This is a genomic window from Flavobacterium sp. MMS24-S5 (genome assembly GCF_050320125.1).
GTDB lineage: Bacteria > Bacteroidota > Bacteroidia > Flavobacteriales > Flavobacteriaceae > Flavobacterium > Flavobacterium tyrosinilyticum.
This window is the reverse complement of record NZ_CP190016.1, coordinates 5,540,039-5,563,406: the sequence shown is the minus strand read 5'-3', so window position 1 is coordinate 5,563,406 and position 23,368 is coordinate 5,540,039. Positions and strand designations below refer to the sequence as shown.

At 31.8% G+C, this 23,368-nt stretch carries 17 protein-coding genes and 1 pseudogene; 14 read left to right on the top strand and 4 right to left on the bottom strand.

Going from position 1 to position 23,368, the window contains the following annotated elements:
• Positions 1–131: 131 nt before the first annotated feature.
• From ACPWTF_RS25690 to ACPWTF_RS25680, 3 genes and pseudogenes are all read left to right on the top strand, one after another.
• Positions 132–2,533 (top strand): annotated as a pseudogene (locus ACPWTF_RS25690) (glycoside hydrolase family 31 protein).
• A gap of 83 nt (positions 2,534–2,616) precedes the next feature.
• Complete coding sequence (locus tag ACPWTF_RS25685; protein WP_095931121.1) at positions 2,617–3,426, top strand: M48 family metallopeptidase; 810 nt, start codon at positions 2,617–2,619, stop codon at positions 3,424–3,426.
• A 168-nt stretch (positions 3,427–3,594) separates the two neighbouring features.
• Positions 3,595–4,920: an MFS transporter gene (locus ACPWTF_RS25680; RefSeq protein WP_250836242.1), complete on the top strand. Its 1,326-nt coding sequence runs from the start codon at positions 3,595–3,597 to the stop codon at positions 4,918–4,920.
• 78 nt (positions 4,921–4,998) lie between these two features.
• Here the strand turns inward: ACPWTF_RS25680 and ACPWTF_RS25675 are convergent, their stop codons facing one another.
• Genes ACPWTF_RS25675 through ACPWTF_RS25660 form a run of 4 tightly spaced genes read right to left on the bottom strand, consistent with a single transcriptional unit; the run spans position 4,999 to position 7,885 of the window.
• On the bottom strand, positions 4,999–5,721 hold the full coding sequence (locus ACPWTF_RS25675) for a head GIN domain-containing protein (RefSeq protein ID WP_427873859.1): 723 nt from the start codon (positions 5,719–5,721) through the stop codon (positions 4,999–5,001).
• 19 nt (positions 5,722–5,740) lie between these two features.
• Positions 5,741–6,799 (bottom strand): hypothetical protein, encoded by a 1,059-nt coding sequence (locus ACPWTF_RS25670; RefSeq protein ID WP_427873858.1) that lies wholly within the window; start codon positions 6,797–6,799, stop codon positions 5,741–5,743.
• Positions 6,783–7,316: an anti-sigma factor gene (locus ACPWTF_RS25665; RefSeq protein ID WP_427873857.1), complete on the bottom strand. Its 534-nt coding sequence runs from the start codon at positions 7,314–7,316 to the stop codon at positions 6,783–6,785. Before ACPWTF_RS25665 ends, ACPWTF_RS25670 begins: the two co-directional genes overlap by 17 nt.
• A gap of 14 nt (positions 7,317–7,330) precedes the next feature.
• The gene (locus ACPWTF_RS25660; RefSeq protein WP_250836238.1) at positions 7,331–7,885 is read right to left on the bottom strand and encodes an RNA polymerase sigma factor; all 555 of its coding nucleotides are present in this window, start codon (positions 7,883–7,885) and stop codon (positions 7,331–7,333) included.
• 164 nt (positions 7,886–8,049) lie between these two features.
• Between ACPWTF_RS25660 and ACPWTF_RS25655 the strand changes: the two genes are divergently transcribed.
• From ACPWTF_RS25655 to ACPWTF_RS25605, 11 genes are all read left to right on the top strand, one after another.
• Positions 8,050–8,736 (top strand): hypothetical protein, encoded by a 687-nt coding sequence (locus tag ACPWTF_RS25655; protein ID WP_427873856.1) that lies wholly within the window; start codon positions 8,050–8,052, stop codon positions 8,734–8,736.
• A gap of 257 nt (positions 8,737–8,993) precedes the next feature.
• Complete coding sequence (lon, locus tag ACPWTF_RS25650) at positions 8,994–11,447, top strand: endopeptidase La (protein WP_427873855.1); 2,454 nt, start codon at positions 8,994–8,996, stop codon at positions 11,445–11,447.
• A gap of 161 nt (positions 11,448–11,608) precedes the next feature.
• On the top strand, positions 11,609–12,628 hold the full coding sequence (gene porQ / locus ACPWTF_RS25645) for a type IX secretion system protein PorQ (RefSeq protein ID WP_427873854.1): 1,020 nt from the start codon (positions 11,609–11,611) through the stop codon (positions 12,626–12,628).
• A 112-nt stretch (positions 12,629–12,740) separates the two neighbouring features.
• Positions 12,741–13,346 carry a murein L,D-transpeptidase catalytic domain-containing protein gene (locus ACPWTF_RS25640; RefSeq protein ID WP_427873853.1) on the top strand — a complete coding sequence of 202 codons (606 nt, stop codon included), beginning with the start codon at positions 12,741–12,743 and terminating at the stop codon, positions 13,344–13,346.
• Positions 13,347–13,389: 43 nt separating this feature from the next.
• Complete coding sequence (cmk, locus tag ACPWTF_RS25635) at positions 13,390–14,082, top strand: (d)CMP kinase (protein WP_427873852.1); 693 nt, start codon at positions 13,390–13,392, stop codon at positions 14,080–14,082.
• A gap of 69 nt (positions 14,083–14,151) precedes the next feature.
• The gene (locus tag ACPWTF_RS25630) at positions 14,152–15,528 is read left to right on the top strand and encodes a nucleoside permease (RefSeq protein WP_427873851.1); all 1,377 of its coding nucleotides are present in this window, start codon (positions 14,152–14,154) and stop codon (positions 15,526–15,528) included.
• 169 nt (positions 15,529–15,697) lie between these two features.
• Positions 15,698–15,985 (top strand): hypothetical protein, encoded by a 288-nt coding sequence (locus ACPWTF_RS25625; protein ID WP_427873850.1) that lies wholly within the window; start codon positions 15,698–15,700, stop codon positions 15,983–15,985.
• A 378-nt stretch (positions 15,986–16,363) separates the two neighbouring features.
• Positions 16,364–16,522 (top strand): hypothetical protein, encoded by a 159-nt coding sequence (locus tag ACPWTF_RS25620; RefSeq protein WP_427873849.1) that lies wholly within the window; start codon positions 16,364–16,366, stop codon positions 16,520–16,522.
• Positions 16,503–16,895: a hypothetical protein gene (locus ACPWTF_RS25615; RefSeq protein ID WP_427873848.1), complete on the top strand. Its 393-nt coding sequence runs from the start codon at positions 16,503–16,505 to the stop codon at positions 16,893–16,895. The genes ACPWTF_RS25620 and ACPWTF_RS25615 overlap by 20 nt, the downstream gene beginning before the upstream one ends.
• 376 nt (positions 16,896–17,271) lie before the next feature.
• Positions 17,272–19,050, top strand: a complete 1,779-nt coding sequence (gene rpsA / locus ACPWTF_RS25610) for a 30S ribosomal protein S1 (protein WP_250836229.1) — start codon at positions 17,272–17,274, stop codon at positions 19,048–19,050.
• A 125-nt stretch (positions 19,051–19,175) separates the two neighbouring features.
• Positions 19,176–23,330 (top strand): DUF7619 domain-containing protein, encoded by a 4,155-nt coding sequence (locus ACPWTF_RS25605; protein ID WP_427873847.1) that lies wholly within the window; start codon positions 19,176–19,178, stop codon positions 23,328–23,330.
• The last annotated feature ends 38 nt before the right edge of the window (positions 23,331–23,368 follow it).

Here is a 23,368-nt window from a genome sequence, read left to right as displayed (position 1 = left end):
TTTTTTGTTTGGTAATTTGAAGCTTATTCAGAAAAAACGTTTTCGTGAATAAACCTTTTATTCATAGAGCGTTACGAACTTTTTTTGTATGTTTGAGTAGAAGGAAAATGTTAAATTAATTCATTGGAGATATGATTACAAACACATCATTAGAATACAAAGGCGATTTATATCCATCAAAAATTGTCTCTTATGAACATGAAGGAGATTCTATTTTCTTTAATACGGATAACAAAGTAATTTTAAAAGTAACTATTCTTCGTGATAGTTTAATCCGATTTCGTTTTACTACAAAAGGCTATTTCAGCAATGATTTTTCTTATGCCATTGATAAAACTCAGCTTCATGGCTATAACTTTTTGGAGGTTACAGAAGAAGAAACATACTTTCAGATTAGAACTAGTAAAGTAAAATGTAAAATACAGAAAGCAGATCTTCGTCTTTCAATTTACGATTTAAATGATTTTCTTATCCTTGAAGATGAACTTGGTTTTCATTGGGAAGAAAGCTATGAATATGGCGGGAATATCGTAAAAATGAGTAAATATGCTAAAGACGGTGAATGTTACTATGGTTTAGGCGATAAGGCTACTCAAATGAATCTTAAAGGCAAAAGAGTAGAGAATTTTGCCACAGATCAATATGCTTACCAAAAAGATCAAGAACCTTTGTATAAAGTGGTTCCATTTTATATTGGTCTTCATAATAAACAATCTTATGGTATATTTTTCGATAATACTTTTAGAACCTTTTTTGATTTTTGTCAAGAAAGAAGAAATGTGACTAGTTTCTGGGCTGAAGGTGGAGAAATGAATTACTATTTTGTATACGGTCATCAAATGCAGGACGTTGTTACCACTTATACCGACTTAACAGGTAAGCCAGAACTACCGCCTCTTTGGGTTTTAGGATATCACCAATGTAAATGGAGTTATTATCCCGAAAATAAAGTCAAAGAAATTACATCAAAATTTAGAGAACTTCAAATTCCTTGTGATGCCATTTATCTGGATATAGATTATATGGATGGTTTTAGATGTTTTACTTGGAATAAAAACTATTTTCCAGATCCCAAGAGAATGGTTTCTGAATTGGCAGAAGATGGTTTTAAAACCATAGTTATTATTAATCCAGGAATTAAAATTGATAAAGATTACTGGGTTTATAAAGAGGCTTTAGAAAAAGATTATTTCTGCAAAAGGGCAGATGGAAGCTTATATGAAAGGAAAAGTTTGGCCAGGAGAATGTAACTTTCCAGATTATACAAATCCCGTAGTTAGAGAATGGTGGGCCAGGATTATTTAAAGAATTAATTGCAGATATTGGTGTAAAAGGAGTTTGGAATGATATGAATGAACCGGCAGTTATGGAGGTTCCAAATAAAACTTTTCCAATGGATGTTCGCCATATTTATGATGGAAATCCTTGTAGCCATAGAAAAGCTCACAATATCTACGGAACACAAATGGCAAGAGCAACTTACCATGGAGTAAAACGATTTGCGTATCCAAAGCGTCCTTTTGTAATAACAAGATCGGCTTATGCTGGAGCACAGCGTTACACATCGTCGTGGACAGGTGATAACGTGGCAACTTGGGAACACTTGTGGATTGCAAATATTCAAGTTCAGAGATTATCTATTTCAGGAATGGGATTTACAGGTTCTGATATTGGAGGTTTTGCAGAACAACCTACAGGCGAACTTTACGCACGTTGGATTCAATTAGGTGTCTTTCATCCGTTTTGCAGAACGCATTCTTCTGGAGATCATGGAAATCAGGAGCCATGGGCTTTTGATGAAGAAGTAATCAATATTACCAGAAAATTTGTGAGTCTTCGTTATCAATTATTACCTTACTTATATACCATGTTTTGGCAATATATTGAAGAAGGAGTTCCGATGTTAAAACCTTTAGTTTATTATGACCAAGACGATACACAGACACATTATCGCAACGACGAATTCATCTTTGGGAATCAGATTTTGGTATGTCCCATACTTGAACCTAATGCTGTAGGTAGACGTATGTATATTCCTAGAGGAGAATGGTATAACTATTGGACAAACGAATTGTTTATAGGCGGTAAAGAGATCTGGATTGATACAAAATTCGATGAGATTCCAGTGTTTGTAAAAGCGGGTGCTATTATCCCAAAATATCCAGTTCAGCAATATGTAGGCGAATTAGAGTTTGATGAATTAACACTCGATGTTTATTATAAAAATGGTAAAGAGCAGTCAGCCGTTTATGAAGATGCACAAGATGGCTACGATTATAAAAAAGGACGTTATAGTTATTTGTCACTGCGAAATATCGGAAAAGAAAAAGAACTTATTATTCAGCTTCACAAAGAAGGAAAATATATAACTCCTTACACTAAATATAAAATCAATCTTATTGGCTTGCCTTTTAAAGTTGCAGAAATTGAAATTGATAACGAAAAGATCGATTTTGATAAAATTAATTTCGAGCAAAATAATTTCTTACTAATTGATAAAGAGTTTAATGAACTTCATATAGTGGGCGAATAGTTAAATTTTGATATTTTTTTGATTTAATATGTAAAATATTTTATTTTTTTTAATTGTATTTTTGTTAGAAAATAGCTCGAATTATGAAAAAATATATGTTTTTAGGGATTTTTGGAGCACTTGTAATGGCTTGTGCAACAAATCCAATTACTGGGAAACAAAACTTGAATTTTGTTTCAAATAGCGAATTATTCCCTTCTTCTTTTCAGCAGTATAACCAGTTTTTAACAGAAAACAAAGTTATTACTGGAACAGCAGATGCTAGACTTGTTGAAAATGTGGGATATAAAATTAAAGCAGCTGCAGAAAAATATCTAAATTATCTAGGTCAGACACAATATTTAAAAGATTATCGATGGGAGTATAAACTGGTTGATAATAAAGAAGTAAATGCATGGTGCCTTCCTGGTGGTAAAATTGTAGTTTATTCTGGAATTTTGCCAGTTACGCAAAATGAAGCAGGTTTGGCAACTGTAATGGGGCATGAAGTTTCTCATGCTTTGGCAAATCATGGAGCGCAAAGAATGTCTGCCGCTCAATTGCAGCAAATAGGAGGAGCAGCTTTAGGAGCAGCAACTAGCGGAAAATCTGAAGCAACACAGCAAATATTTGCACAAGCTTACGGAATTGGTTCTGAAGTAGGAGTAATGCTTCCATTTAGCAGAAGTAACGAAAGTGAAGCCGACAAAATTGGTTTGACTTTAATGGCAATTGCTGGTTACAATCCAGATGATGCTGTCGCTTTCTGGAGTAGAATGGCTGCCAAATCTGGTGGGGCTTCTGCACCTGAATTTATGAGTACACACCCTTCTGATGCAACAAGAATTGCTAATATTAAAGCTTTAATTCCAGAAGCTAAAGCAATTGCGTTGAAAGTTGGAACTATAAAATAAACTTTTAGTACAGAATAAGCACACAATATATTCTTTTAAGCCACTCGTTCTCGAATGGCTTTTTTTATTTTGTGAAATTTATAATTTAATAATGTATGATTTCCGTAATTTCCGTTTGATTATCATAAAAAATAGATAAATTCGTAGCCTATTTACAAAACCATTTCTATGAAAAACCTACAAAAAGGAGATAAGAAGCTTTTAAATGCTTGGGCGTTTTATGACTGGGCAAATTCAGTTTATACCTTGACTATTGCATCTGCAGTTTTTCCCATTTTTTACGAAGCATTATTCAGCGACAGAGATCATTATATTGATGTTTTCGGAATGCATCTTAAAAACTCAGCATTAATTAGTTTTATTACGGCATTTGCTTTTATGGTGGTTTCGTTTATTTCACCACTATTATCTGGAATTGCAGATTACGTTGGAAACAAGAAATCATTTATGAAGTTTTTTTGTTACGTAGGAGCTTTGTCTTGTATGGGATTATACTGGTTTGATTTGGATAATATTTATGTTGGATTATTATTCTATTTCCTTGGATTGCTTGGCTATTGGGGAAGTCTAGTTTTCTACAATTCCTATCTTCCAGATATTGCATTTGAAGAACAGCAGGACAGAATTAGTGCCAAAGGATATTCGTTAGGATATATTGGAAGTGTTATCTTATTAATCATCAATTTAGCGATGATTATGAAGCCTAAAGTTTTTGGAATTTCAGGAACTGATGGCGAAGCGGCAATGAAGGCAATGCGTTATTCTTTTATAATGGTAGGAGTATGGTGGATTTTATTTAGCCAATACACTTACTATTATTTACCAAAAGGAAGCAAAGAATCGGGTCAGAAGTTAACAAGATCTGTAGTATTTAATGGCTTTAAAGAATTAAAAAAGGTTTGGACGTTATTGCAAGAGAATATTCCTTTGAAACGATATTTAGGAGGTTTCTTTGTTTCTAGTATGGCAGTACAAACCGTAATGCTAGTAGCAACCTATTTTGGTGCGCAAGAAATTCAGTGGGAAACTAAAGAGCAAAGCACAATAGGTTTAATTGTTTGTATTTTAATCATTCAATTGGTAGCTGTTGTTGGAGCTGTTTTGACCTCTAGAGCTTCAGAGAAATTTGGAAACGTACCCACTTTAATATTTATCAACGCAATTTGGGCAGTATTTTGTGCGCTTGCCTATTTTATTACTTTGCCAACACATTTTTATGTAATGGCAACAGTTGCGGGATTTGTAATGGGCGGAATTCAAGCATTATCTCGTTCGACCTATTCAAAATTATTGCCTGATACACAAGATACAGCATCGTTTTTTAGTTTCTATGATGTTGCAGAAAAAATCGGAATTGTAATCGGAATGTGCGTTTACGGAATTATCGACCAAATTACCGGAAGCCCTCGTGCTGCAATTGTAATTTTGGCAATATTCTTTATTACATCCATATTTCTATTGAGAAGAGTACATAAAAAAGACGTTTCAAATTAATTGAAACGTCTTTATGACACAATATCGCAAATTGCAATTAATTATTGATTGATGATAGCGATATTTTTATTTAAATAATTACCCTTTGTAAATTTTTCCAGAACCCGAAACTTTTACATCTCTTTTCTCTGGATTTCCTAGATACTTAATATTTCCAGAACCAGAAACTCTTCCAGTAATACTACTTTCACAAGTTACGACGCTATTTCCAGAACCCGAAACGGTAACATCTACCGTTTGTGATTTTAAATTGGAAGCATTAACGTTTCCTGATCCCGATATTTTGCTTGTAAAAGAATCTGCTTTCCCTTTTAAAACAATATCGCCAGAACCGCTTAGCGCCAAATCAAAATTTCTAGAATCAACATCTAAATTAAAATTTCCTGATCCAGAAAGTTTTGCAGAAAAACTATCGCTATTGATTTTGTTTTTGCTTTTAACATCTCCAGATCCAGACAATGTCACTGCTGATATTTTTTCGAAAGGAACTGTTACTTGTATTTTTTTGCCCATACTGGTACGAAGTTGTACTCCTCTCTCAACATAAACTTTCAATTCATTTCCTTCAACTTCCACTTTAATTTTAGACAATAAATTTTCTTCTCCTTTAAGAATAATTTTTCCTTCTTTTCCTGATACTAAATCAACATCAAAAAATCCTGAGATTCTTATGCCATCATAGTCTCCAGTTGTTCTTGTTTCGGTAGTAATAGTACCGTTTCCGCTTATTTTTGTTTGTGCGTTAGAATTTATTGCCATAAAAAATAGGCTTAATGCTGTAAGTAAAATTGACTTTTTCATTGTTTTGATTTTTAGATGATTAATTTTTAGTTAGGGAAATATTTCCGTAGTTCGAATTGATATTGATTTTATTTTGACCTTTTTTCTTGTAATAGCCAGCAATTCTTTTGCTGTTGCTTTTAGCCTCAGAGACAGAAATCTCTAAAGAATTATCATGTTTAATGTTTGAATATCTTGCAGAAATATCAAAATCGAATGCATAATTGGGTACATAACCAATTGAAATATCTGTATATCCTGAGTTTATGGTAATGTTTCCTGCTTTTTCAGTTACAGTCCCGATACTGATTTTACTGTAATTGGTATCGTAGCTAAAGTTACTGGAAATTTCGCCAATAACAAAAGTTAAATAATTTCCTGAACCACTTAAAGAATTGATTTTTTGAAACTTAAGAGTTCCATAGTTGCAATCTGCTTTAATGTTCTGGCCATCATTAAGATTAACATCTGTATAATTTGCGCTTAGATTCAAGTTTCCAGAATCATTAATTTTAAGATTCGAATATCGAGCATCAATATTTCCTGTTTTTATGTATTCTATGCTTGAATTTTGGCAATATTGAATCGAGATTTGATTACTAAATCCGTTTAGTTTTCCTAAAGTAACTTTTCCATATTTGCAGTCAATATCAGTAGAGACTTCAGCATTTGGAACCGAAATATTACCGTATTTATTAACCAATTTAATTGATCCGTTTTTAGGAATTTTAATCACGTAATTGATCTCAAAACTGTTATTGCTTCCTTTGCTTTTAAGATTGGAGCTTCCTATTTTGGTTACTGCAGAAACTAAACCTTTAAGCGCCGTGATGTCAACATCAATATTGTTTAATCGTTCGTTTACCCAATTTTCATTTGGTCCATTCACTTTTATAGTAATATCAAGATCAATTTTATCTTCATCCCAAGTGGTTACAGTGATGCTTCCATATTTGTTGTCAACATCGATTCCGGCATTAGAATTAACGATGTAGGTCTTTTTAATGTTTTTTTGTTTGGTAACAAAAGCATCATCATTTGAAAAACCTAAGGAAGGTATCAAAAGAAATAAGATTAGTAAGTTATAGTGTTTTTTCATTAGAGTTGTTTTTTAATTTTTCGTTGTCTTCAATTCTTTTCAAAACGGTTTGTAAAAAAGAAATACGCGTTTGAAGATTGCTAATCATTGCATAAATAATTTGTTTGTTCTCACCATTTTTTTGCAGTTCGTTTATGATTTTCTGATAATCAGCGTCAAAAGTTTTCATCTGATTCATAGCATCAGTAATAATCTGCTGATTTTCTGGTGAGTTTTTCTCTTTTAGCTTAACCAGTTCATTATCGATTAAAATATTGAAAATAGAGTCTGTACGTTTAGTTTCTTTAGAAGCAAATTTGAATTCTTTTGGTTTTTCATTTTTATAAAAAAGAGAAATTCCAAGCAGCAATACAATCGAAGCAGCAATAGCAGTTGCGAACCAGTATTTTCTCTTAGGCTCTTTTTTGTTTAATTTTTGCAGAAAATCTACCTGATGATCGGAATTTAATTCCTGGATATCCCATTGGTTTTCAAATCTTTTAAATAAGTCGTCTAAATTGTCTTTTTCATTTTTCATAATTCCAATTCATTTTATATTTCTTCCAATTTTTTTCTCAAACTATCTTTGGCTCTACTCAAGGTTGTTCTGCAATTTGCATAGGTAATGTTTAAAATCTCGCAGATTTCTTCTTGATCGTAACCTTCAATGTAAAAAAGAGTAAGCACCATTCTGTAATTATCTTTCAGTTGCAAAATGGTATCTAAAACCTGTTTTAGTTTTAGAGCGTTTAAGTCAATATTTTCAGAAAGAATTCCGTCGTTTTCTTCGATTTTATAAAGCTGTTTACTTAAATCTTCTACTTGGAAAGAGTTATTTTTCTTGTAAAAATCGATGCTATAATTGATGATTATTTTTTTTAACCATGCGCCAAAAGCCACTTCTTGTTTATAGTCATTGATTTTTGTAAAAGCTTTTAAGAAACCTTCCTGCATGACGTCTTGTGCAAAATGTTCGTCTTTTACAATACGAAAAGCCACGTTATACATCGCTTTACAATAGCGATTGTATATTTCAAACTGCGCTTTCTGATTATTGTTTTTACAGAGCGCAATTAGTTCTTCGATATTTTGGTTGTTTATATTCAAGTAGTGGCTTTTGGTTTTTAATATAGACTTGGCTTTTTTTTGCTTGTTACAGTTTTGATAAAAAAAATAAAAAATATTTTTTGATTTTACGTAATGCCGTAAGGTATAATACATTCATTGCTATAATTTCACATAAAATTTAACTACCAAAAACAAATTCAATAATGAGAAAACTAAACAAATGCTTTGTAATTCTGTTTGTTATGACAGGATTTATGTTAACATCATGTAGCAATGATGATTCTGGCGAAAGTGCTGGAGAATCAACAGGTGATTATTGGCCTTCTAAAGTGGGCAATAAATGGGTTTTTAGCCAAGATGGCGCTGAAAGTACAGTAAAAATTCAAAGTTCATCTAATAAAGATGGCAATACGTATTATAAATTTAACCAATTATTTGGTTCTACTGACGAAATTTCTGGAACAGCAGGCGCTTCGCTTAAAAAAGTAAAAGGAGATTATTACGTCGTTATTGATGAAGTGAATTATAGTTCTGAAGGAATAACGGGAAAATCAACTGGATATGAATTTATTCTTTTTAAGGATTATCTGGATGTAAATCAAACATGGAAAGGATCTTATTCTCTAGAAACAAGCTTTAACATACCAAGTTTTCCTTCTTTGAAAATGAATGCAAACTACACAGGTACTATTTTAGAAAAAGGAATAAGCTTAAAAGTTAAAGAAGTAACCTATAGTAATGTAATCAAATTTAAACTCCATATTGAAGCAAGCGCGCAGGGACAAAGTTCTTCATCAGATACATTTTATTGGATCGCTAAGGATGTTGGAATTGTAAAATTAGAATCGTCTGGCACTACTTCAGAACTTGTTTCTTACTCTTTGAAGTAATGAATAAATAAAATGCTTGAAACCCGAAAATCTTTTTTCGGGTTTTTTATTTTCTAAACTTTAAAATGGATTGTATTTTAAAATTGACTAATTAGAATTATTTAAGCTTTAAGTTTGTTTTGGCATAATGATTGTCTATTTTTATGCCCTATCTAGTAATTGAAAAACGAAACCCGTTTTTGGTAAAACTTCAATAAGCAATACTCCATTTATAGATAGCACAGAAAATTTAATGACAAAAAGACTTATATTTTATTATGTCAAACCATAAAATACTTACTATTGACAATCTGTCACTTCAAGAATTTGACTCAGAGGCAGAATTAATTCCATTATTGACTCCAGAAGACGAAGAGGAAATGAATAATGAAGAACTTCCTGTTTCTCTTCCGATTTTACCTTTACGCAATACTGTTTTATTTCCTGGAGTTGTTATCCCAATTTCTGCTGGGAGAGATAAGTCTATTAAACTAATTAATGATGCTAATGCAGGCGGGAAAATAATTGGTGTAGTTTCGCAAATTAACGAAGAAGACGAAGATCCGTCAAAAGATGATATTCATAAAGTTGGAACTGTTGCACGCATTTTACGTGTGCTAAAAATGCCTGACGGAAATGTAACGGTTATTCTTCAAGGAAAAAAACGCTTCGAAATTGACGAAGTTGTTTTAGAAGAACCTTATATGACAGCAACAATCAAAGAAGTTGCTGAAGAACGACCAGATGAAAATGATACTGAATTTACTGCTATTTTAGATTCTGTAAAAGAATTGGCAATTCAGATTATTAAAGAAAGTCCAAATATTCCTTCAGAAGCTACTTTTGCTATTAAAAACATTGAAAGTCAATCGTTTTTAATCAATTTTGTTTCTTCAAACATGAATTTATCAGTAAAAGAAAAACAAGGTCTTTTATCGATAAATGGGTTAAAAGAACGCGCTTTAGAGACTTTACGTTATATGAATGTAGAACTTCAAAAATTAGAATTGAAGAACGACATTCAGTCAAAAGTTCGTTTTGATTTAGATCAGCAGCAAAGAGAATATTTCCTTCACCAGCAAATGAAAACCATTCAAGAAGAATTGGGTGGTGTTTCTCAGGAAGAGGAAATGGACGAAATGGGGCAGAAGGCGAAAACCAAAAAATGGGACGAAAAAACCCAGAAACATTTTGAGAAAGAATTGTCTAAAATGCGTCGTATGAATCCGCAGTCGCCAGATTTTGGAATTCAACGCAATTATTTAGAATTGTTTTTAGAATTGCCTTGGGGTGAATATTCTAAAGATAAGTTCGATTTAAAACACGCACAGAAAATTTTAGATAAAGATCATTTTGGACTTGATGAAGTTAAGAAAAGAATGATAGAGCATTTGGCAGTTTTAAAATTGCGAAATGACATGAAATCTCCAATCATATGCTTAACAGGGCCTCCAGGAGTTGGTAAAACGTCAATCGGACGTTCTGTTGCAGAAGCCTTAGGAAGAGAGTACGTTCGTATTTCTTTAGGAGGTTTACGTGATGAAGCAGAGATTCGCGGTCATAGAAAAACGTATATTGGAGCAATGCCTGGACGTATTATTCAAAGCTTGAAAAAAGCAGGTACGTCAAATCCTGTATTTATTTTAGACGAAATCGATAAATTATCAAACAGTAATAGTGGCGATCCATCTTCAGCTTTATTAGAAGTTTTAGATCCGGAGCAAAACAGTTCTTTTTATGATAATTTCCTTGAAATGGGATATGATTTGTCTAAAGTAATGTTTATTGCGACTTCAAATAATATGGCTACTATTCAGCCTGCTTTGCGTGATAGAATGGAAGTTATCAAAATGTCAGGCTATACCATTGAAGAAAAGGTTGAAATTGCCAAAAGGCATTTATTTCCAAAACAATTAGAAGCTCACGGTTTAACCGCAAAAGATCTGACTATTGGCAAAAAGCAATTAGAAAAAATCATTGAAGGTTACACTAGAGAATCGGGTGTTCGTAATTTAGAAACTAAAATAGCGCAAGTAATTCGTAATGCAGCAAAATCTGTTGCAATGGAAGAGGAGTATAACAAGAAAGTTACAGATGAAGATATTGTAGCGATTTTGGGAGTTCCTAGATTAGAGCGCGATAAATATGAAAATAACGATGTTGCAGGTGTTGTAACAGGTTTAGCGTGGACTAGTGTTGGAGGAGATATTTTGTTTATTGAATCTTTAATTTCTGAAGGAAAAGGATCATTGACTATTACAGGAAACCTTGGAACTGTAATGAAAGAATCTGCTACAATTGCTTTAGAATATATTAAAGCAAATGCTAAGAAATTAGGTATTAGTACAGAACTATTCCAAAAATATAACATCCACTTGCACGTTCCAGAAGGAGCAACTCCAAAAGACGGACCAAGTGCTGGTATTGCAATGCTAACTTCTTTAGTTTCGCTTTTAACTCAGAAAAAAGTAAAGAAAAATTTAGCTATGACAGGCGAAATTACGCTTCGCGGAAAAGTATTGCCAGTGGGTGGTATTAAAGAGAAAATCTTAGCGGCGAAAAGAGCGGGAATTAAAGAAATTATTCTTTGCCATGAGAATAAAAGCGATATTGATGAAATCAAAGCAGAATATTTAGAAGGCTTAAGTTTTCATTATGTAAAAGAAATGAGCGAAGTTTTAGCTTTAGCTTTAACAGATCAGAAAGTAAAAAATGCTAAAGATTTGAAATAAACGTCAATTAAAATTTGAATATTTAAATTCCAAATTCCAATTTTTTTATTGGAGTTTGGAATTTTTTTATTGGAATTTATTTAGTGCATAGTTTTATTTTTAGTGTTATATAATTTTATATTTGCACTTGCGTTATTCCCATATAGGTGCGCCAAAAACAAATGCTTAAAAAAGTTGTTTTATTTTTTATAATCTTAATTTGTTCGTCTTCTTTCGGACAAGTTGGAGGGCGCTACACTTACCAGTTTTTAAATTTGACCACTTCGCCTAGACAAGCGGCATTAGGAGGAGATGTTATTACCATATATGATGAAGATGTTAATCAAGCTATGTCAAATCCCGCTCTTATAAACGCAGACATGGATAATCATTTGGCATTAAATTACGGAAGTTATTATGGTGAAGCCTCCTATGGTACAGCATCGTATGCTTATACTTATGATAGACATGTGCAGACTATTTATGCTGGAGTTACTTATGTGAACTATGGTACATTTGAAGGTTACGATGAAAACGGCCAGGCAACTTCTAATTTTACAGGAAGCGAAGGTGCATTATCAGTTGGATATGCGTACAATGTTCCTTATACCGATTTATATATTGGAGCAAGTGGTAAATTGATCACTTCTTCTTTAGAAAGTTATAATTCGATAGGTGGTGCAGTTGATTTGGGTTTTTTGTATGTGGATGAAATGAATGATCTAAACTTTGCGCTTGTATTTAGAAACATGGGGACACAGTTTACTACTTATTCCGGAATTAAAGAAAATCTCCCATTTGAAATTGTAGCAGGTATTTCTCAAGAATTAGAACATGTTCCAATTCGCTGGCATCTTTCCTTAGAAAATTTGCAACAATGGAATATATCTTTTTCAAATCCAGTTCGTGGAGAAACGAATATCGATGGTTATACAAGTCCAGAAAAAGTTTCTTTTGTAAACAATGCGCTAAGGCACGTAGCTTTTGGTGTTGAACTTTTTCCTAAAAAAGCATTCAATTTTAGAGTAGGATATAATTTTAGAAGAGGCGAAGAATTAAGAGTAGACGAACAGCGTAACTTTTCTGGCGTTTCTTTAGGTTTTGGTTTAAAAATGAATAAACTGAAATTCAATTATTCATATTCCAGATATACGTTGGCGGCCAACACAAGTCTTTTTGGTTTAACATTGAATTTTCAATAAATGAAACTGTTCTATTTGGCTTTATCTAAGAGTATCCAAAAAAAACAAGAACTTTTTATTGTCGAATAGTTTAGTCTTCGATATTGAAAAGTTTTTTTCTGAATCTAAATCGATGAAAAAAATAATTATTGTTTTCCTTTTTATTCTCGCGCTTTTTGTTGGGTATTTGCTGCTATCAGATAGTAAAGAAATTGGTCTGTTTTCTTCTGATGATAAAAGAATTGAATGTCAAATTGCTGACATAAAAAAGCTGATAAACAAAAATCCGCAATACAATAACAAAATAGCCTTCTTTGTTGATATGAAAATTCCTTCGGGGAAAAATCGCTTTTTTGTTTATGATTTAAAAGCAGATAAAATTATCGATAAAGGTTTGGTTGCCCATGGTTCTGGTTCTGAAACGGGTACTAAAGGCAAGCTTCGTTTTAGCAACGTTCCCAATTCATTAAGCACTTCATTAGGGAAATATTACATTGGAAAACATTATTACGGAAAGTTTGGTAGAGCATATAAGCTCTACGGATTGGATAAAACGAATAGTAATGCTTTTAAACGAGATATTGTTTTTCATTACTATTATGATGTTCCATATGAAGAGAAAGATGGCTACATTTGCAATAGTTTTGGCTGTCCTATGGTTAATAAAAAATACTTTGATAGAATATCGCGACTAATTGATAGTTCTGAATCGAATATTTTGATGAGTATTTATTATTAAAAATCAACTGTCATTAAAAGAATAAAAATTTAAAAATAAAAAATTGAAAAAAATTACCATTGCTATCGACGGATTTTCATCTACAGGCAAAAGCACTCTTGCAAAACAATTAGCAAAAGAATTGGAATATGTTTATGTAGATACTGGGGCGATGTACCGCGCGGTTGCCTATTTTGCTATACAACATAATTTGATTGAGGCTGATTTTTTTAAGAAAGAAGCTTTGGTTGAAGCATTATCTGATATCAAATTAGAATTTAAGTTTAATTCAGATTTAGGTTTTGCAGAAATGTATTTGAATGGTGAGAATGTAGAGAAACAAATTAGAACGATCGAGGTCTCTAATTTTGTTAGTAAAGTAGCAGCTGTTTCAGAAGTTCGTTCTAAGTTGGTAGAGCAGCAGCAGGAAATGGGAACCAATAAAGCCATTGTAATGGATGGAAGAGATATTGGAACTGTAGTTTTTCCGAATGCAGAATTAAAAATATTTATGACAGCAAGTGCAGAAACACGTGCACAAAGACGTTTTGATGAATTGCAGGAAAAAGGTGATAATGTTTCTTATGAAGAAGTTTTGAAAAATGTTGTAGATAGAGATTATATGGATACACACCGCGAAGATTCTCCTCTTGTAATTGCCGATGACGCTATTGAGATTGATAATTCTTACTTAAATAAAGAAGAACAATTTGCTGCAGTTTTAGAATTAGTGAATGATGTTGTTAAAACGGCATAATTTTTTGCAGATATTATTTTAAATGGTAGTTTTACCGCTTCATTTTTACTAAAGAACAATTTTTATCATATGGGGATTAAAAATAGATTGATTTTAATGAGCTTTCTTCAATTTTTTGTTTGGGGAGCCTGGCTTATAACAATTGGAAATTATTGGTTTGGAACAAAAAACTGGGAAGGAACTCAATTCGGACTAGTTTTCGGAACCATGGGAATCGCTTCTCTTTTTATGCCTACACTTACAGGTATTATTGCCGACAGATGGATTAATGCCGAAAAATTATACGGTGCGCTTCATATTCTTTATGCGGTAGTTTTATTCGGAATTGCACAAGTTACTACACCAGATACTTTTATTATTGTTATGCTTTTAGCGATGTGTTGTTATATGCCAACAATCGCCTTAAGTAATTCAATATCTTATACTTCGCTTAAATTAAATAATAAAAACATTGTAAAAGATTTTCCGCCAATTCGTGTTTGGGGAACAATAGGTTTTATTGTGGCCATGTGGATTACGAATTTAAGTGGAAGTAAAGCAACTGAATATCAGTTTTATATTGCTGGAGTTGGTGCTTTAATTCTTGGAGTTTATGCTTTTACTTTACCAAAATGTGAGCCGCAGCGTTTGATTAAAGAAAATGCAACATGGATTGAAACTTTTGGTTTAGAATCTTTCAAGTTGTTTGCAAACTACAAAATGGCTTTGTTTTTTGTTTTTTCTATGTTTTTAGGAGGAGCATTACAATTGACAAATGCTTATGGCGATGTATTTTTAGATGAGTTCAAGCATTTTCCAAAATACGCAGATTCTTTCGTAATAAAATATTCGACTATTATAATGTCGATTTCTCAGGTTTCTGAAACCTTGTTTATTCTAGCAATTCCGTTTTTCTTAAGACGTTTCGGTATCAAACAGGTTATGTTGATTAGTATGTTGGCTTGGGTTCTTCGTTTTGGATTATTTGCTTTTGGAGATCCAATAGGAGGGCTATGGATGATTATTTTGTCTTGTATCGTTTACGGAATGGCATTTGATTTCTTTAATATTTCAGGTTCTTTATTCGTAGAAAGCAATACAGATTCTAAAATTCGTTCTTCTGCGCAAGGTTTATTTATGATGATGACCAATGGAGTAGGAGCCGTTTTAGGAAGTTTAACTTCTGGATGGGCAATTGATCGTTTCTTTACCAAATCATTTGCTAATACAACAGAATTAGCTGGGTTTTTACAAACGGATGCCACTAATGAAAAAATGGTGGAATTTGTAAAAGGACAAGGAAATTCAATTTCTGCAGACGGGATTTTTGCAAATCCAATTTTAATGAAAGATTGGCACACGATCTGGTTGTCATTTGCAGCTTATGCATTGATTATCGCAATTGCTTTTGCTATTTTGTTTAAACACAAACATGATCCGAAGGAAATTGAGAATTTGAGTCATTAAATAATCCTTTTAAAATATTTGAATCCTATTTTCAGTTTTGGAAATAGGATTTTTTTAAATACTTTATATTTGTTTAATGATCGCTTGAAGGGAAATATTATCCTCGCTATTTAAAGGTTTCATTTTTATTTACTAAGTGTGCATTATGGGTATTAAAAAAATAGCGTTTTTGATTCTTCTGCTTTTTATAGTTAGCTGTAGCAGAAAAACAGATTATAAGCCAACAGTTAAACTGGATTCAATTTTAAAAAACGAGAAATTAAAGAAAGATTATGCCGAATTCAGGTTCGATAATGTTTATCTGATTTTAGGAATAGAGAAAAAACAAAGTTTTGTTAAGTTTTCTAAAGAAGCAAGTATTGATGATCTGGTTTTGATGACAGAATGCGAAAAACCAATTGTAAGATGTTTTGCCTTTAAAGTGTTAGCTGAAAGAGATTATTCTAAAATTCGTTAATTATTATTTAAGCATCAAAATGATAATGAGTATCTAGATGTTTATCATCCTCCTTGTGTCAGGATGAATGAGATGGTTAAAGTTTATATGTTGCAACAATTAGGTTCGATTTTCAAATTGCAAAATGAAATTTAGCAGGGCTGAATACGATCAGATTTTAGTGGATTTTTTTAGATAATATTTGGTCGAGTTAAAAAGGCGAGTAAAAGTTCCTTTTAGCAAAATTGAAAAAGCAAAGAGAATTGAAAATTATTATTTTGAGAATAGATAAAAGTTGAAATTAGTTTTAATGTGAAAATTGAAAATCAGAATTTCCTTGTTTTGTAAATCTTTGTCAAAGTTTTTTAGGGTTTATATTTATGTTTTAAATTTGTTTCTATGAAAATTATTAAACCGATTTTACTGATTCTGATACTTTTTGCTTCTGGTATAATTTATGCCCATAAAGATAGAATTGAAGTTCCGGAAAGGTTTGTTTTTATTTTAAAAAGCGGAGATGTAATTAGATTTGAATCTCTTGATTCAAAAATTCTCTAAAGAAATTGTTAGAAAAAAAATAGAAATTTCAGAAGTTCAATTGTATTATAAAACAGGAGAAATTATAACTGTTCAATCTGATGGCGTTAACTGGATATTGTTTAAGATTACTTTTAAAGGTCAAAGTCTATATGTTTCTCAAGAAAAACTAAAAAAGATTAAAGAAATTAATTTTTCGACTTTAAATTTATTTTGGTCGGGAGAGAGCAATGCATTTAATTCCCATTACTTATGTTTGAGATTTGATATAGGAACTCAAAGTTCATTTGGTGTTTTTCCAAATTTAGAATTGCATTTTGAAAACCGTAAATTTTCAAGGTCTGAAGTTTGGACGCAGACGAGCGAGAATTCGAGACATGGAAAAACCTTTTGATTATAAGCATAAGGAGAATGATTGAACTTGATGATTTTCAAAATTTGTCATTTTTGTTTTCTGCTTTTGAAAAACAAAACTTCCTAATCTAGCCCCGATAGAAGTGGAAATCCTTTTGTGACGGGGTTCGGCACAAAAGATTGAAACGGATAGCGGGACTAAACGTCTTGAAAACATAAATTGTTCTGCTTCTTAAACAATTGACTGATAATCATATTGGTTTTGTTTTGTTAATTCAGAAAAATGTATTAATTTTGCAGTCCTTTTGGCAGAGAAGAGTTTCCATTAGGAATCAACCATTTATGTAAAACAACTTCTGTATTTTCTATCGCATAGAGAAACTCGAGAAAAACAGAATACAAATTTTTTTATCAGCATGTCTGAACAATTAAAATCACAAGAAGAGTTTTTAGCAAATTTTAACTGGCATAACTTCCAAGAAGGAATTGATGCAGTAGATGAAAAAAACTTACAAGAGTTTGAAGAACTAGTATCTAAAACTTTCATCGCTACAGATCAAGAAGAAGTAGTTGAAGGAGTTGTTGTTAGAATTACAGATAGAGACGTTATCGTTGATATCAATGCTAAATCTGAAGGTGTTATTTCTTTAAATGAATTCCGTTACAACCCAAACTTAAAAGTAGGTGACAAAGTTGAAGTATTAATCGACATCCGTGAGGACAAAACAGGTCAATTAGTATTATCTCACAGAAAAGCACGTACTATCAAATCTTGGGATAGAGTTATTGCAGCTAATGAAACTGGAGAAATCGTTAACGGTTTTGTTAAATGTAGAACTAAAGGAGGTATGATCGTTGACGTATTCGGTATCGAGGCGTTCTTACCAGGATCTCAAATTGACGTTAAGCCAATTAGAGACTACGATGTATATGTAAACAAAATGATGGAATTCAAAGTGGTAAAAATCAACCACGAATTCAAAAACGTTGTTGTATCTCATAAAGCGCTTATCGAAGCTGATATTGAAGTACAGAAAAAAGAGATCATCGGTCAATTACAAAAAGGACAAGTATTAGAAGGTGTTGTTAAAAACATTACTTCTTATGGTGTGTTCATTGACTTAGGTGGTGTTGATGGATTAATTCACATTACTGACCTTTCTTGGAGTAGAATCAACCACCCAAGTGAAGTTCTTGAATTAGACCAAAAATTAAACGTTGTAATCCTTGATTTCGATGATGAGAAAACAAGAATTCAATTAGGATTGAAACAATTAAACGCTCACCCATGGGATGCTTTAGATGCTAACTTAACTGTTGGTGACAAAGTTAAAGGTAAAGTAGTTGTAATCGCTGATTACGGTGCATTTATCGAAGTTGCTGAAGGTGTTGAAGGTTTAATCCACGTTTCTGAAATGTCATGGTCAACTCACTTACGTTCTGCTCAGGACTTCGTGAAAGTTGGAGATGTTGTTGAAGCAGTTATCTTAACTCTTGACAGAGATGATCGTAAGATGTCATTAGGTATCAAACAATTGACTCAAGATCCATGGACTGACATTACTTCTAAATACCCAGTAGGTTCTAAACATACAGGTATCGTTAGAAACTTTACAAACTTTGGTATTTTCGTAGAATTAGAAGAAGGAATTGATGGATTAATCTACATCTCTGACTTATCTTGGACTAAGAAAATTAAACACCCATCTGAGTTTGTAAACGTTGGTGAAAAACTTGATGTTGTTGTATTAGAATTAGATGTTGAAGGACGTAAATTATCTTTAGGTCACAAACAAACTACTGCTAATCCTTGGGATCAATACGAAGATTCTTTCGCTGTAGGAACTATCCACAACGGTGAGATTTCTGAAATCGTTGACAAAGGAGCTACTGTAGAATTCGGAGATGATATCGTTGCTTTCATTCCTACTCGTCACCTTGAAAAAGAAGACGGAAAGAAATTGAAAAAAGGTGATACTGCTGATTTCAAAGTAATTGAATTCAACAAAGAATTCAAAAGAGTAGTTGCTTCTCACACTGCTATCTTCAGAGAAGAAGAAGAGAAAAACGTGAAAGCTGCAACTGAAAATACTTCATCTGCATCTTCTACAAATGCACCAGCTGCAACTTTAGGAGATAACAATGATGTATTAGCTGCATTAAAAGCTAAAATGGAAAAAACTGAGAAAAAATAATTCTTAGCTTTTTATAAATAAGAAGTCCCACAGCAATGTGGGACTTTTTTTATGTCTTAACTTTATATTGTTTAGAAGATTTTAACAAATAAAGTTGTGTTATTCTGTTAAAAAGTTATTTTTGTATGAAAATACCACATATGAAGAAACTCTACTTTTTAATTTTATCTTTTTGCTTTTTTAATGGTTTAAATGCCCAAGTTGTAACCTTTCCAGATCTTTATTTTCGAGAATCTTTGCTCAAATCTGCTACAGATTTTTCCGTTGCAAAAGATGTTAATGGAAATTATTTAAAAGTTGATGCTAATGAAAACAATCAAATTGAAGAATCTGAGCTTCTTCCAATTGTATCCTTAAAAATTAATTCTTCTAACGTTAGAGATCTTACCGGAATTTTAAAGTTTGTCAATCTTACAGAGCTAGACGTTAACTCATGTTACTTATCTAGTTTGAATGTTTCAGAACTAAAAGATCTTAAAACACTCCGATGCGCAAACAACTCAATTACTTCTTTAAATTTAGCGGGATTATCCAAAATTGAAATTTTAGAGTGCAGTAATAATTTAATTACTTCATTAGATTTGACACTTCTAACAGGATTAAAAAATCTTTCAATTGCTAAGAATAAATTAACTGTTCTTAATGTTAAATCTTTTAAAGATCTTGAAAGTTTGAGTTTAGAAAGTAATTATATTCAAAATTTAGATATTTCAAACTTAACTAAATTAGTAAATGCAACCTTTTATGGCAATCCTTTAACTATTCTTAATGCGTCAAATTGTACAAGCTTAAAGTATATAAGCGTAATGGATCAAAAACTAACGAGTGCTACTATTTCAGGTTGCAGCAGTTTAGAGGAATTGGCTGTGGCTAACAGTCAAATTACAAATCTGAATGCTGAAAATTGTATTAAATTAAGCAAATTGTCAGGAACTGAGGTTGGTGGATATGCTCGTACCTTAAATCTTAAGAATTGTAAAAATCTTACCGATATTAAGATGACAAATTTTGGAGCTGTTGAAATGGATCTGTCATATTGTTCTGCTCTTACAAGTTTAGTTTGCGGTAGAATTAGTTTGGAAAAGCTTAATTTATTAGATTGTTCAAATTTGAAAACTTTGACAGTTAGCAATAATCTTCTAAAAGAGTTAGATTTAACTAATTGTATTAATCTTGAAAAAGTAGCTGTTGGAAATAATAGCTTGACCACTTTGTCTTTTTCAGGGAAAAAGATTCAGGAGCTTAGCTGTAATGCAAATTTATTGACTAGTCTAAATCTGTCTGGGTTTAGTGATCTTGTAAGCTTACAATGCAGTGGCAATAAACTTGCAACTATTAATACTACAGGAGTTACTGGTTTAAAAAAGTTAAACTGTTCTAATAATCTTTTAACCGATATTGCTATAAAGCAAGCTGTCAATCTCGAAGAATTTGACTGTACAAATAATAAACTTGCCAGTTTAGATGTGAGTAATTTAAGTAAACTTAAAATATTTGAATTTGGCGTCGGTAATTCAGTTTTAAAGAGCCTGAATGCATCGGGCTGTGTATTATTGGAAAATCTATCCATTAGCAATCCTTTAGAGCTAATCAATTTAAGTGACTGTACAGGATTAAAATACTTTTATTTAACAAAGGTTACGTACACTCCTTACGGTAATGTAAATTTGAATTTAGAAAATTGCTCTAATTTATTAACCTGTGAAGTTAAATCAAGAATAATTGATAATATAGACGTTACAAATTGCAGTAAGTTAAATTCATTTAAGGTAACTTCTGCAAGTATTGATAAAATGGTTTTTAATAATAATCCAGTATTAAGCTCTGTTTTCTTTGAGTATGTAACTTTTTTAAATGTACTCGATTTAAGAATTCTTCCCGCTTTAACCGATCTGTATTTAGGAACCAGTACTGTATCGCATGTTGATGTATCAAATTCTCCAAACCTTACCACTTTTACCGGACTGAATACTATTCCGTTAGAAAGTGTTAATGCATCTGGATGTAAGAAATTAAACGCTTACACCATAAGAACAAAAAAATTAGATTTGAGCGGATGCATAGATATAAGAGGAGTGTATTATGATAATAATTCTAGATTGGAAACTTTAGATGTAACAGGATGCAGCAAGATAGAAGAGATTTATGTTGCTTATAATGGTTTTCATTCTCTTAAATATTCAGATTGCCCAAAGCTGGCTAAGCTATCGTTAATCTCTACATCTTTAACAAACTTAGATATTTCAAATTACCCAAACCTCAAGGAGGTAATTGTCGGACAATCCAATAGTTTGACAGAGGTTACTTTTTCTAGTTTGCCATTGCTAAAGAGAATTGAGCTGTTTAACAATTCAGTTAGTTCTTTAGATCTTAAAAATATAAAAAGTTTAGAATTTTTAGATTGTAGTGAAAACAAACTTACAAATCTAGATATTCAAGGACTAGCCAATTTGATTGAACTTCGATGTACTAAAAATAAATTAACGAGTTTACATACTTCAGATTTTAGAAAATTAGAAAAGCTTGATTTTTCATATAATGAAATTAAGAATATCAATGTTACCAATCTAAATAATCTGATACAGCTTGATTGTTCTGATAACTTATTGGATGAATTGGATGTTTCTGGAAGTCCTAATATTAATTATTTAATGTGTTTAAGAAACAAATTTACCATACTAGATTTAAATAATTTGACAAAGCTTTCAAGTTTTAATTGTGTTCAAAATGAACAGTTAACTTCTTTGTTTTTGAGCAATTTAAATAAAGATGTCTATATAAGTTTTTATATCAGCAGCAATCCTAATTTAAAATACATTTGTGTTGATGAGAGCAGGGTTAAAACTTTTCAGAATGAGGTATATCGTTTAGGGTATTTTAACTGCCACGTAAATTCATATTGCAGTTTTACTCCAAATGGCACTTACGCTTTTATGAAAGGAAATACCCGTTTAGATGCTAATAATAATGGCTGCGAAATTTCTGATCTGAATGTTCCAAATCTTAAATTTCAAATTAAAAGCAGTTCAACTGAAGGAGCTGTAATATCTGATGATAGCGGGTTTTACACTTTCCCAATTCAAGAGGGTAATTTTGAGATTGTACCAAAATTAGAATGTGCTGATTATTTTACAATTTCTCCTTCAAGTTTAAATGTCAAAATTGATTCTCAAACAACACCTATATTACAAGATTTTTGTTTGGTGCCTAATGGGATTCGTAAAGATTTAGAAATAGTTCTAATTCCTTTAGAAGAAGCAAGACCAGGATTTGATGCGAAGTACAAAGTTGTTTATAAAAATAAAGGGAATGTTGCGCAGTCTGGATCGATTGATTTAGCTTTTAATGACAGTATTTTGGATTTAATTCAGTCAACGCCCGCAACTTCAACTCAGGTAAACAATAAACTAACATGGAATTTTAATAACTTAAAACCATTTGAAAGCAAAGAAATAGTTTTCACTTTCAATGTAAATTCTCCAACCGAAATACCAGCGATCAATAATGGAGATACCTTAAGTTTTACGGGTACAATAAAGTCGGATGGAGTAGATGAGTTACCATTAGACAATGCATTCACCTTAAGCCAGGTTGTTGTAGGTTCTTATGATCCAAATGACAAAACTTGTTTAGAGGGCTCTGTAATTACACCAAGTTTAATAGGAGAGTATGTTCATTACATGATTCGTTTTGAAAATACTGGAACATATCCGGCAGAAAATATTGTGGTTAAAGATATGATAGATTTGAATAAATTTGATATTTCAACCTTAATACCAACCAGTTCAAGCCACTCTTTTGTAACTAAAATTTCGGAAGGAAATAAAGTTGAATTTATTTTTGAAAATATTAATCTTCCTTTTGATGATGCGAGTAACGATGGATATATTGCTTTTAAAATAAAAACAAAACCAACATTAAAAGTTGGGGATTCGTTTACTAATGATGCCAATATTTATTTTGATTATAATTTCCCAATTCTGACCAATAAAGCGACGTCAACATTTAAAACTAGTACTCTTTCAACTCAAGATTTTAATTTTTCGAGATACTTGATTTTATATCCAAATCCATCAGATCAAATTTTAAATATTTCTCAAAATGAGAATATAGCGATACAATCTTTTGAGATTTATGATATTTTAGGGCAATTAATAATTGCCATTCCAAACGCAAAAACAACCTCAAATATTGATATTTCTAAGCTAAAAACGGGTAATTACTTTATAAGAGTAAAATCAGATAAAGGAAGTTCAAGTATGAAATTCATTAAGATTTAAATAGAAAGTCCCACAGCAAATGTGGGACTTTTTTGTTT

Excerpts from the sequence above, each read along its gene's own strand:
- ACPWTF_RS25620 (WP_427873849.1), top strand. The coding sequence starts at position 16,364 with ATGAAAATTATTAAACCGATTTTACTGATTCTGATACTTTTTGCTTCT.
- ACPWTF_RS25665 (WP_427873857.1), bottom strand. The coding sequence starts at position 7,316 with ATGAAAAATGAAAAAGACAATTTAGACGACTTATTTAAAAGATTTGAA.
- rpsA (WP_250836229.1), top strand. The coding sequence starts at position 17,272 with ATGTCTGAACAATTAAAATCACAAGAAGAGTTTTTAGCAAATTTTAAC.
- ACPWTF_RS25605 (WP_427873847.1), top strand. The coding sequence starts at position 19,176 with ATGAAAATACCACATATGAAGAAACTCTACTTTTTAATTTTATCTTTT.
- ACPWTF_RS25655 (WP_427873856.1), top strand. The coding sequence starts at position 8,050 with ATGAGAAAACTAAACAAATGCTTTGTAATTCTGTTTGTTATGACAGGA.
- ACPWTF_RS25685 (WP_095931121.1), top strand. The coding sequence starts at position 2,617 with ATGAAAAAATATATGTTTTTAGGGATTTTTGGAGCACTTGTAATGGCT.
- ACPWTF_RS25680 (WP_250836242.1), top strand. The coding sequence starts at position 3,595 with ATGAAAAACCTACAAAAAGGAGATAAGAAGCTTTTAAATGCTTGGGCG.
- ACPWTF_RS25670 (WP_427873858.1), bottom strand. The coding sequence starts at position 6,799 with ATGAAAAAACACTATAACTTACTAATCTTATTTCTTTTGATACCTTCC.
- lon (WP_427873855.1), top strand. The coding sequence starts at position 8,994 with ATGTCAAACCATAAAATACTTACTATTGACAATCTGTCACTTCAAGAA.
- ACPWTF_RS25640 (WP_427873853.1), top strand. The coding sequence starts at position 12,741 with ATGAAAAAAATAATTATTGTTTTCCTTTTTATTCTCGCGCTTTTTGTT.
- ACPWTF_RS25630 (WP_427873851.1), top strand. The coding sequence starts at position 14,152 with ATGGGGATTAAAAATAGATTGATTTTAATGAGCTTTCTTCAATTTTTT.
- ACPWTF_RS25675 (WP_427873859.1), bottom strand. The coding sequence starts at position 5,721 with ATGAAAAAGTCAATTTTACTTACAGCATTAAGCCTATTTTTTATGGCA.
- porQ (WP_427873854.1), top strand. The coding sequence starts at position 11,609 with ATGCTTAAAAAAGTTGTTTTATTTTTTATAATCTTAATTTGTTCGTCT.